The following is an 11,515-nucleotide window of genomic DNA, read 5'->3' on the forward strand; positions in this document are numbered from 1 at the left end:
GACCTGGTGGAAGCAGCCCGGCCGGGAAGGCGGGCTGCTCACCCGAGGTAATCTCTGGGCAAGGCCGCATACACCATGCCCTACCGATTCCCCAGGAGCCGCACCGTGTCCCAGCGCACTCTCGTCCTGCTGAAGCCCGACGCCGTCAAGCGCGGCCTGGCCGGCGAGATCATCAGCCGTATCGAGCGCAAGGCGGGCTGGACGCTTGCCGCCGTCGAACTGCGCACCTTCGACCGGGCGACGCTGGAGCAGCACTACGCGGAGCACGTCGGCCGCCCGTTCTACGAGCCGCTGCTGGAGTTCATGACCTCGGGCCCGTCGATCGCCCTGATCGTCGAGGGCGAGAACGTCGTTCCGGGCATCCGCATGCTGGCCGGCGCGACCGACCCGCTGCAGGCCGGTGCCGGCACCATCCGCGGCGACTACGCGACGATCACCCGCGAGAACCTGATCCACGCCTCGGACTCCCCGGAGTCCGCCGAGCGCGAGATCAAGATCTTCTTCCCCGCGCACGCCTGACCCGCACTCCGGTCGAGATGCCCTGGTCGGGCCGGTCGCAGGCCGATGCGGCCCGACCAGGTGAATCTCAGATTTTCATCCTCAAATAACGGAACTCCGGACCTCGACACGGCGTCCCAATCCAGGAAGAAGCCATCGAGTCCCCGGAGAATGGGCGGCGGACCTTACTCGCCGCTCGTGCTGACCGGCGTGGCTACGATGGACACAACTCATGGGCCCGGTGCGGCTGCTCAGCCGAAGTCCGCCCCCTCGCCGTGGGCGAACGCGACCGCCGGCCCACTCCCCGCCATCTGACTCCGAGTTCGGGAAGGCACTTCACACCCCATGGCCAACAATCTGTCGTTCATCGGCCGTGACATGGCGATCGACCTTGGTACTGCCAACACGCTGGTGTACGTCAGGGGCAAGGGGATCGTCCTCAACGAACCGTCCGTCGTCGCGGTCAACACCAACACCGGCGGGATCCTGGCGGTCGGCTCCGAGGCGAAGAAGATGATCGGCCGCACCCCCGGCAACATCGTCGCCATCCGCCCGCTCAAGGACGGCGTGATCGCCGACTTCGAGATCACCGAGCGGATGCTCCGCTACTTCATCCTGAAGATCCACCGCCGCCGCTACCTGGCCCGGCCCCGGGTCGTGGTCTGCGTGCCCTCCGGCATCACCGGAGTCGAGCGCCGTGCCGTGATCGAGGCCAGCTCCCAGGCGGGCGCGCGCCAGGTGCACATCATCGAGGAGCCGATGGCGGCGGCGATCGGCGCGGGCCTGCCGGTCCACGAGCCCACCGGCAACATGGTGGTGGACATCGGCGGCGGCACCACCGAGGTCGCCGTGATCTCGCTCGGCGGCATCGTCACCGCCCAGTCCATCCGGGTGGCCGGTGACGAACTGGACAACGCGATCGTTCAGCACATCAAGAAGGAGTACAGCCTCCTGCTCGGTGAGCGCAGCGCCGAGCAGATCAAGATGAGCATCGGCTCCGCCTTCGCGCTGGAGGGTGAGAAGGACGAGCACGCCGAGATCCGCGGCCGCGACCTGGTCAGCGGTCTGCCGAAGACCGTAGTGATCTCCGCCGCCGAGGTCCGCGAGGCCATCGACGAGCCGGTGAACTCCATCATCGACGCCGTCAAGACCACTCTCGACCAGTGCCCGCCCGAGCTGGCCGGCGACGTGATGGACCGTGGCATCGTGCTCACCGGCGGCGGCGCCCTGCTGCGCGGCCTGGACGAGCGGCTGCGCCGCGAGACCGGGATGCCGATCCACATCGCGGAGAACCCGCTGGACTCCGTCGCGCTCGGCTCCGGCAAGTGCGTCGAGGAGTTCGAGGCGCTCCAGCAGGTGCTCGACGCGCAGCCGCGCCGCTGAGCCACCCGCATCTGACAGTCTTTCAACTGAACGGTCCTCGTCCCGCTCCGCACGGCGCGGGACGAGGTCAGGAACTGAAGGGGCAGCTCCACCACCGTGAGGGACACCCGAGAGAGCCGGCTACTGCTCATCCTGCTGGTCGCCGTCGCCTTCGCGCTGATCACCGTGGACATCAGGGGCGGTGAGAGCTCTCCCCTGGGTGGTGCCCGGCATGCCGCCGCAAGCGTCCTCGGGCCGGTCGAGCGGGCCGCCTCCGGCGCCGTCGACCCGGTCGCGGGCGCGGTACGGGCGATCCGCGACGCCGGCACCCACCAGCAGCGGCTCGACCAGATCACCCGTGAGAACACCGACCTGCGCCAGCGCCTGGCGTCCTCCGACACCGCCGCGGGACGCACCAAACAGCTCGACGACATGCTCCGCACCGCCGGGGCGGGCGGCTACACCATCAAGGCCGCCCAGGTGATCGCGATCGGTGCCGCCCAGGGCTTCTCCTGGACCATCACCATCGACGCGGGCACCGAGGACGGCCTGACCCGCGACATGACGGTGATCAACGGCCAGGGCCTGGTCGGCCGGGTCACCACCGTCGGCCCGACCACCGCCACCGTGCTGCTCGCCTCCGACCCCGGCTTCACCGCCGGCACCCGGCTGGAGGGCAGCAACGAGATCGGCTTCGCCAACGGGCAGGGCACCGGACCGATGCGGATCTCGCTGCTGAACGGCCGGGCCCAGGTCAAGAACGGCGACCGGGTGGTCACCTTCGGCTCGCAGGGCGGCCGCCCGTTCGTCCCCGGCGTGCCGGTCGGCACCGTGGTCGAGGTCGAGGCGACCCCCGGCGAGCTCACCAAGACCATCCTGGTCGAGCCGTACGTCCAGTTCACCCGGCTCGACCTGGTCGGTGTCGTGGTGGTCCCGCCGCGCACCGACCCGCGCGACGCCGTACTGCCGCCGACCCCGACCCCGGCTCCGACCGGGGCACCCACCCCGTCGCCCGCCGCCCCCGCCAGCCCCGGCGCCTCCGCAGCGGCCACCTCGTCCGCCGCACCCGGTGCCGCCGGTGCGAGCCCCGCGCCCACCGGTACCGGAACCGGCACCGCCGGGGCGAACCCCAGTCCCTCAGGGGGGAACTGACCCATGCGCCCCAGCCGCATCCTGCTCTCCGCCGTCCTGCTGGTGCTCGGCCTGGTGATCCAGGTCAGCATCCTCGGACGGCTCCAACTCCCGGGCGCCACACCGGATCTGCTGCTGCTGATGGTGGTCGGCCTGGCCCTGGTCTACGGGCCGACCGGCGGCTGCCTGGTCGGCTTCGCCGCCGGGCTGCTCGCCGACGTCGCACCGCCCTCGGACCACGCCATGGGCCGCTACGCCCTGGTGCTCTGCCTGATGGGGTACGCCGCCGGGCTGCTGCGCCCCGAGGGCGGCCGGCAGCGCTCGGCGGTCAGCGCACTGCTTGTGGTCGCGGGTGCCGCGGTGCTCTCCACCCTGCTGTACGCCCTGGTCGGCGCCCTGGTCGGGGACACCGCCGCCCGTCATGTCGGTCTCATCGGACTGGTGTTCAGCGCCCTGCTGTACGACGTGCTGCTGGCCCCCTTCGTGGTGCCGGCCGTGATGCTGCTGGCCCGCCGCTTCGACGGCGAGCGCGCGGTGGTCGAGTCCGAGGACGGCAACCGCTCGGGCCTGGGCAGCCTGGCCCGCTACCGGACCACCCGGGAGTCCTCGCCGATGCCCGCGTACAAGAAGAAGCGCCTGCCCGGCCTCGCCAAGCGCCCGTGAGGAGCGACCGCACGTGAGCAACATTCCGGAGACCGGCCGCACCCGCCGGGTGACGATCCGTCTGGTCGTCCTGCAGATCCTGGTGCTGTCCCTGCTCGCCACCCTCGGCGGACGCCTGTGGTACCTGCAGGTCCGCAACGGCAGTGAGTACGCGGCCAAGGCCCAGGGGAACCACATCCGCGAAGTGGTCGAACCCGCCGTGCGCGGGGAGATCCTGGACGCCTCCGGGCGGATCCTCGCCGGGAACGAGACCAAGCTGGTGGTCTCGGTCAGCCGGACCGCCCTGCTCCAGCAGAAGGACCACGGCAAGGCCGCCCTCACCCGGCTCGCCGAGGTGCTCGGCATGTCGGTCAAGGACGTCGAGAACAAGGTCAGGCTCTGCGACGCCAAGACCCCGCAGCCCTGCTGGAACGGTTCGCCCTACCAGCCGATCCCGGTGACCCAGCAGGCCACCACCCAGCAGGCGATGCAGATAATGGAGCGTCGCGAGGACTTCCCCGGCATCACCGCCCAGTCCACCGCGCTGCGCCGCTACACCGGCGTCGAGGGCGCCAACGCCGCCCAGGTGCTCGGCTACCTCTCCCCGGTGACGGACGACGAGGTCACCAAGAGCGCCGACAAGTCCGGACGCGACCGCCGTCAGCCGTCCGACCAGATCGGCCGGGCCGGTCTCGAGTCGGTCTACGACGACGACCTGCGCGGCACCACCGGGGTCGACAAGCTGGAGGTCGACAACCTCGGCCGGGTCATCGGCAGCGCCGGGCGCACCCCGGCCCAGCCCGGCGACAACCTGGTCACCAGCATCGACGCCCGGGTCCAGAAGGTGGTCGAGGACCAGCTGGCACAGGCCATGGCCGACGCCCGCAAGACGTACGACAAGGAGACCCAGAAGAACTTCGAGGCGGACTCGGGTGCCGCCCTGGTGATGGACGTGCACACCGGCCGGATCGTCGCGATGGCCAGCGCACCGACCTTCGACCCCAACCTCTGGGTCGGCGGCATCTCCGCCAAGGACTACCAGAACCTCACCGGCAAGGACTCCAACTACCCGCTGCTCAACCGGGCCATACAGGGTCAGTCCGCCCCCGGCTCCACCTTCAAGGTCATCTCCACCACCGCGGCGGTCCAGGCCGGCTACTCGCTCGACGGCCACTACGCCTGCCCGAAGAGCCTGACCATCGGCGGCCGGGAGTTCAAGAACTTCGAGAGCGAGAGCTTCGGCGACATCTCGCTGGAGCGGGCCCTGGAGGTCTCCTGCGACACCGTCTTCTACGGTCTGGCCTACGACCAGTGGATGAAGGACGGCGGCATCAAGCCGAAGAAGGACCCCGCCGACTGGTTCTTCAAGACGGCCCACCAGTTCGGCCTGGGCGCCAAGACCGGCGTCGACCTGCCCGGCGAGGTGCCCGGCCGGGTGCCGGACCGTCAGTGGAAGCAGTCCTTCTACGACGCCAACAAGGACGCCTGGTGCGCCCAGGCGGCCAAGGGCGGCCACGAGTACGCCGACGAGATCGCCCGCGAGAACTGCGTGGACGGCAACGTGATGCGCGCCGGTGACTCGGTCAACTTCGCCATCGGCCAGGGCGACACCCTGGTCACCCCGCTGCAGATGGCCCGGATCTACTCCGCGCTCGCCAACGGCGGCACGCTCTACCGGCCGACCATCGGCAAGGCCGTGGTCAGCCCGGACGGCAAGCCGGTGCGCGAGATCGCCCCGCACGTCGACGGCAAGCTGCCCGACGACGGCAAGCTGCTGAGCTACATCGACCAGGCCACTGCGGGCGTCATCACCAGCGGCACCGCGGCCTGGAAGTTCACCGGCGCGGGCTGGCCGCAGGGCACGATCGAGCTGCACGCCAAGACCGGTACCGCCGAGGTCGCCGGCAAGCAGACCACCTCCTGGCTGACCACGTACAGCAAGGACTACGCGGTCGTGATGACGATAAGCCAGGGTGGTACCGGCTCCGGTGGTTCCGGTGACGCGGTACGACGGATCTACCAGGCGCTGTACGGCGTGGACGACAAGGGCGGCATCGACAACTCCAGGGCCCTGCTGCCCAAGCCGCAGGCCGAGCTGCCGAAGTTCAACCCGGACGGCACCGCCGTCATCCAGCAGGCCGCCTACCCGGCCGGGTCCTCCTTCCTGGACCCGACCCCGCCGGCCGGCGCCCAGGCCCCGGTCGACGGGGTGCCCGCCGCGCTCGAACCCACCCGCTCCACCGGAAGGGGACGGGCATGACCTCGTACGGCTCGTACCGCCCGATCCGGCTCTCGCCGCAGCGCCGCTCACTGGCCCGGGTGCTGGCCAAGGACTCCCCGCTGCGGCGGCTCGACTGGATAATGATCCTGGCCGCGCTGACGCTCTCGCTGGGCAGTTCACTGCTGGTCTGGTCGGCCACCCGGGGCCGGGACTCGCTCACCCACGGTGATCCGCAGTACTTCCTCTACCGGCACCTCACCAACCTGCTGATCGGCCTGGTGCTCTGCGGCACGGTGATCACGATAGGGAACCGCCGGGTCCGTACCGCGGTCCCCGTCGTCTACGTCGCCGTGCTGCTGATGCTGGCGGCGGTGCTCAGCCCGCTCGGCTCCACCATCAACGGCGCGCACTCCTGGATCCAGTTCGGCGGCGGCTTCTCCATCCAGCCCGCCGAGTTCGCCAAGCTGGGCATCGTGCTCGGCATGGCGCTGCTGCTCTCCGCCCGGGTGGACGCGGGCGAGCGGGAGATGCCCTCGGACCGCAGCGTCCTGCAGGCGCTGGGGCTGGCCGGCGTCCCGATAGGGATCGTGCTGCTGATGCCCGACGTCGGCTCGGTGATGGTGATGGCCGTCATCATCCTGGGCATCCTGCTGGCCTCCGGCGCCGCCAACCGCTGGGTCTTCGGCCTGCTGGTCGCCGGGACGGCGGGATCGATCGCGGTCTGGCAGCTCGGCATCCTCAGCAAGTACCAGATCGACCGCTTCGCCGCTTTCGCCAACCCCGCGCTCGACCCCTCCGGTGTCGGCTACAACACCGCCCAGGCCAGGATCGCCATCGGCTCCGGCGGACTGACCGGGATGGGCCTGTTCCACGGCACCCAGACGATAGGGCAGTTCGTCCCCGAGCAGCAGACCGACTTCGTCTTCTCGGTCGCGGGGGAGGAGCTCGGCTTCGTCGGCGGCATCGCCCTGATCGGACTGCTCGGCGTGGTGCTCTGGCGCGCCTGCCGGATCGCCCGGCAGGCCACCGACCTGTTCGGCACGGTGGTCTGCGCCGGGGTGATCAGCTGGTTCGCCTTCCAGGCCTTCGAGAACATCGGGATGAACCTCGGCATCATGCCGGTCGCCGGCATCCCGCTGCCCTTCGTCTCCTATGGCGGATCCTCGATGTTCGCCGTCTGGATCGCGGTCGGGCTGCTGCAGTCCGTCCGCTCCCAGCGTCCGATAGGGATCTGAGCAGGCACTGCCCCGCCGTCCGGGACCCTCGGTCGCTCGCGACCGGGGGTCCCTTCGCGCGGTCCGGGGCCCTCGGGCGCTTCGGCTACTCTTGAGGGTCAGCTTGTTTTCTCCGTAAAGGCCAGTACATGACTGCCGAGTCGGTCTTCCCCCAGCTGGAAGCCCTCCTCCCGCACGTCCAGAAGCCGATCCAGTATGTCGGCGGCGAGCTCAACTCGACCGTGAAGGACTGGGACGCCTGCGACGTCCGCTGGGCGCTGATGTACCCCGACGCGTACGAGGTCGGTCTGCCCAACCAGGGCGTCATGATCCTCTACGAGGTGCTCAACGAGCGCGAGGGTGTGCTGGCCGAGCGCACCTACAGCGTCTGGCCCGACCTGGAAGCGCTGATGCGCGAGCACGGTGTGCCGCAGTTCACGGTCGACGCCCACCGCCCGGTCCGCGCCTTCGACGTCTTCGGGCTGTCCTTCTCCACCGAGCTCGGCTACACCAACATGCTGGCCGCGCTCGACCTTGCGGACATTCCGCTGGAGGCCAAGGACCGGACCGTCGACGACCCGATCGTCCTCGCGGGCGGCCACGCGGCCTTCAACCCCGAGCCGATCGCGGACTTCATCGACTGCGCGGTGATCGGCGACGGCGAGCAGGCCGTGCTGGACATCACCGAGATCATCCGGGCCTGGAAGGCCGAGGGCCGGCCGGGCGGCCGCGACGAGCTGCTGCTCCGTCTGGCCAAGACCGGTGGCGTCTACGTCCCGCGCTTCTACGACGTCGAGTACCTGGCCGACGGCCGGATCGCCCGGGTCGTGCCGAACGCCCCCGGTGTGCCGTGGCGCGTCTCCAAGCACACCGTCATGGACCTGGACGAGTGGCCCTACCCCAAGCAGCCGCTGGTCCCGCTCGCCGAGACCGTGCACGAGCGGATGTCCGTCGAGATCTTCCGAGGCTGCACCCGAGGGTGCCGCTTCTGCCAGGCCGGCATGATCACGCGCCCCGTGCGGGAGCGAAGCATCACCGGCATCGGCGAGATGGTCGAGCGCGGACTGAAGGCCACCGGCTTCGAGGAGGTCGGTCTGCTCTCGCTCTCCAGCGCCGACCACACCGAGATCGGCGACATCGCCAAGGGCCTGGCCGACCGCTACACCGAGGACAAGATCGGCCTCTCGCTGCCCTCGACCCGGGTCGACGCTTTCAATATCGACCTCGCCAACGAGCTGACCCGCAACGGTCGCCGCTCCGGCCTCACCTTCGCCCCCGAGGGCGGCAGCGAGCGCATCCGCAAGGTCATCAACAAGATGGTGTCGGAGGAGGACCTGATCCGCACCGTCGCCGCGGCCTACGGCAACGGCTGGCGCCAGGTGAAGCTGTACTTCATGGTCGGTCTCCCCACCGAGACCGACGAGGACGTGCTGCAGATCGCCGAGATGGCGAAGAACGTCATCCAGAAGGGCCGCGAGGTCACCGGTCAGAACGACATCCGCTGCACGGTCTCCATCGGCGGGTTCGTGCCCAAGCCGCACACCCCCTTCCAGTGGGCCCCGCAGCTCTCCGCCGAGGCCACGGACGCCCGCCTGGGCAAGCTGCGCGACGCGATCCGCCAGGACCGCAAGTACGGCAAGAACATCGGCTTCCGCTACCACGACGGCAAGCCCGGCATCGTCGAGGGCCTGCTCTCGCGCGGCGACCGCCGCACCGGAAAGATCATCCGCGCGGTCTACGAGGACGGCGGCCGGTTCGACGGCTGGCGCGAGCACTTCTCGTACGACCGCTGGATGAAGGGCACCGAGACGGGCCTGGCCGGTACCGGCGTCGACGTCGAGTGGTACACCACCCGCGAGCGCGCCTACGAGGAGGTGCTGCCCTGGGACCACCTGGACAGCGGCCTCGACAAGGACTGGCTCTGGGAGGACTGGCAGGACGCCCTGGAAGAGGTCGAGGTCGAGGACTGCCGCTGGACCCCGTGCTTCGACTGCGGCGTCTGCCCGCAGATGGACACGACCATCCAGATCGGCCCCACGGGCAAGAAGCTGCTGCCGCTGACGGTGGTCAACCAGTAGCGTCACATCCGCCGGAACGCCCCGGACCGGTCTCACCGGCCCGGGGCGTTCCGGCTTGTCCGGCGGCCGACGGCCGACGGGCGGTCACAACGTACGACTGACGGGGAGACGGTGATGGGGGAGCAGCGGCCTGCGGGGTGTCTGACCGGGGTGGCACGGGCGATCGCGCTGGTGGTCGTGGTGCCGTTGCGATTCCTCTGGGAGATCGCCGCTGCGGTGGGGCGGTTGGTGGGGACCGTTCTGTACGCGGTGTTCGTGTGGCCGTTCGCGATGCTGTGGCGGTACGTGCTGGCGCCGACCGGCCGGGTGCTGTTCGTCGTGCCCGCGGTGTGGCTGTGGCGGACGGTGCTCGCCCCGCTCGGACGGTGGCTGGCCGAGTGGGTGCTGGTCCCGCTCCTGCGGGGCTTCGGCTGGCTGGTGACGTACCTGCTGGTGGTGCCGTTGCAGTTGCTGTGGCGGTACGTGCTGACGCCGGTCGGGCGGGCGGTGGCCTGGCTGCTGCGGTACCTGGTGGCGATCCCGGTGGCGTGGCTGTGGCGGGTGCTGCTGTTCCCGGTGCTGCGGGAGTTCGGGCGGGCGGTGGCCTGGGCCTGGGGTGTGGCCGGGCGGGTCTGGGGGTTCCTGGTGGTGCGGCCGTGCCGCTGGCTGCGGCGTGAGCTGTGGTGGCCGGTGAAGGCGGAGGTGCGGCGGGTGCTGCACGAGGTCCGTCGGGCCCTGTTGGGCTGATCCGCTCCGAGCGGAGGCGAGTGGGCGTGTCGCGGGCGCGTACCCTTGTCCTGACAGAGTCCGGCCAGATACCGCCGGATGGGGAAACTGACTAAGGACTGAGCGACCCTGGCACGCCGCACGCCCGACGGTCCGCCGCCCGCGCCGACGGTGCAGCGCATCCGTCTCCGCTACACAAAGCGCGGCCGTCTGCGCTTCACCAGCCACCGCGACTTCCAGCGGGCGTTCGAGCGGGCGCTGCGCCGCTCGTCGGTTCCGATGGCCTACTCGGCGGGCTTCACCCCGCACCCGAAGGTCTCGTACGCGAACGCCGCTCCGACCGGGGTGGCCAGCGAGGCCGAGTACCTGGAGATCGGCCTCGCCGAGGCCCGCGACCCGGAGGCGCTGCGCGCGAAACTGGACGAGTCGCTGCCGGCTGGCCTGGACATCATCGACGCCGTCGAGGTCCGTACCCCGAACTTCGTGGAGCGTCTGGAAGCCTCCGAGTGGCAGGTCCGGCTGGCCGGCGTCGCCACGGAGGAGGCGGCCCGCGCGGTCGCGGCCTTCCTGGCCGCCGAGCAGGTCGAGGTCCAGCGGCTCACCAAGAACGGGGTCCGGGTCTTCGACGCGCGAAGTGCGGTCGCCGCCCTGGAACTCCTCCCCGCGCAGGTCGATGACGGTAACGACACCGCTACGGACCGCACCGGCGATGTTCGTACGGGCAATCCCTGTGCGATACTGCGGCTGGTAGTACGACACGCCACACCCGCCGTACGACCCGACGACGTTTTGTCCGGTCTTCGTGCGACGGCCGACCTGGCGCCGCCGGTCCCCGCTGAGGTGACCAGGCTGGCGCAGGGGCCGCTCGACGAGGAGACCGGCACGGTGACCGACCCGCTGGCGCTCGACCGCGCAGCGGCCCCGGCCGGCCTGTAGCGGCTGCCGGGCCGCGCGCACCTGCGTCCGCCTAGCGGGAGGGGAACGGGGCCCGGAATCCGGGCCGAGGTTCTCCTGGCCCCCGCGGCTCCCCAGGGGAGCGAGCGTCGTCGCACGCAGGCCGGCTCCTTGCGTCCTGCCGACCCCGATGGTCGGCGGGCCCGAGGGTCCGCCGTCCTTGCCCGTCACCGGGCAGGGGGCACACCCCAGCCTTCGGCCGGGGGACCCCCGCCCAGCCCGCCAGGCTGGGGGAGAGCGGACCGGCTAGGCCTGGACAACCTGAGAAGACTGGTCAGACCAGAAGACTTTCGACACCCCGCAGCGTGCGGGGCGCCGAGCGAGACTACGAGCCCCTGTGCGGCTCTGTGTCCGTACGGCGACACCGTGGAAGTCGGCCCGCCAATACCGCGGCCGACCGGAAGAGCGGTGCCGCGCCGTGCCCGGATGCGGAGCCCGGGGGCCTGACGGGAGATCCACCCGCATGCTCGATAACACCGAACCGCAGCAGTCTGCCGCAACGGGCAGTTCCGAGGCCGACGGCTCCGCCGTGCCTCCGCGCCGTCGTCGCCGGGCGGTGTCCCGCCCGGCCGGTGCGCCGCAGGGCGCGGCCGCCGAGACCGCCGAGACCGTACTGCCTGCCGAGACCCCCACCCAGCCGTCCGCCGGGGAGACCCCCGGCACCGAGGCGCCCGCCGCCGAGCCGGTGGCCGAGAAGCCGGTGCGGGCCC

10 protein-coding genes are annotated in these 11,515 nt (G+C 70.7%); all 10 read left to right on the forward strand.

Features of this window, described 5'->3' with window-relative positions; all coding sequences use genetic code 11:
• Positions 1-105 precede the first annotated feature (105 nt).
• A complete protein-coding gene (ndk, locus tag UK12_RS29965; RefSeq protein ID WP_045306340.1) occupies positions 106-519 on the forward strand; it encodes a nucleoside-diphosphate kinase in 414 nt (137 codons plus the stop codon).
• Positions 520-843: 324 nt separating this feature from the next.
• The gene (locus UK12_RS29970) at positions 844-1,881 is read left to right on the forward strand and encodes a rod shape-determining protein (RefSeq protein WP_197085281.1); all 1,038 of its coding nucleotides are present in this window, start codon (positions 844-846) and stop codon (positions 1,879-1,881) included.
• A 96-nt stretch (positions 1,882-1,977) separates the two neighbouring features.
• Positions 1,978-3,012 (forward strand): rod shape-determining protein MreC, encoded by a 1,035-nt coding sequence (gene mreC, locus UK12_RS29975; RefSeq protein ID WP_082120062.1) that lies wholly within the window; start codon positions 1,978-1,980, stop codon positions 3,010-3,012.
• A gap of 3 nt (positions 3,013-3,015) precedes the next feature.
• Entirely contained in the window at positions 3,016-3,654 is a 639-nt protein-coding gene (gene mreD / locus UK12_RS29980; RefSeq protein WP_045306341.1) for a rod shape-determining protein MreD, read from the forward strand.
• A gap of 13 nt (positions 3,655-3,667) precedes the next feature.
• Positions 3,668-5,893, forward strand: coding sequence for a penicillin-binding protein 2 (mrdA, locus tag UK12_RS29985; protein WP_045306342.1), 2,226 nt, complete (start codon positions 3,668-3,670; stop codon positions 5,891-5,893).
• Positions 5,890-7,089, forward strand: a complete 1,200-nt coding sequence (rodA, locus tag UK12_RS29990; protein ID WP_045306343.1) for a rod shape-determining protein RodA — start codon at positions 5,890-5,892, stop codon at positions 7,087-7,089. Before mrdA ends, rodA begins: the two co-directional genes overlap by 4 nt.
• Before the next feature lie 128 nt (positions 7,090-7,217).
• Entirely contained in the window at positions 7,218-9,146 is a 1,929-nt protein-coding gene (locus tag UK12_RS29995) for a TIGR03960 family B12-binding radical SAM protein (protein ID WP_045306344.1), read from the forward strand.
• A gap of 114 nt (positions 9,147-9,260) precedes the next feature.
• On the forward strand, positions 9,261-9,872 hold the full coding sequence (locus tag UK12_RS30000; RefSeq protein WP_156179016.1) for a hypothetical protein: 612 nt from the start codon (positions 9,261-9,263) through the stop codon (positions 9,870-9,872).
• 150 nt (positions 9,873-10,022) lie between these two features.
• Positions 10,023-10,787 (forward strand): TIGR03936 family radical SAM-associated protein, encoded by a 765-nt coding sequence (locus tag UK12_RS30005; protein WP_045306346.1) that lies wholly within the window; start codon positions 10,023-10,025, stop codon positions 10,785-10,787.
• 481 nt (positions 10,788-11,268) lie between these two features.
• Positions 11,269-11,515 (forward strand): hypothetical protein (locus UK12_RS30010; protein ID WP_045306347.1); only part of this gene is annotated, 247 nt, incomplete at its 3' end.

It is taken from the genome of Saccharothrix sp. ST-888 (assembly GCF_000955975.1).
Lineage (GTDB): Bacteria > Actinomycetota > Actinomycetes > Streptomycetales > Streptomycetaceae > Kitasatospora.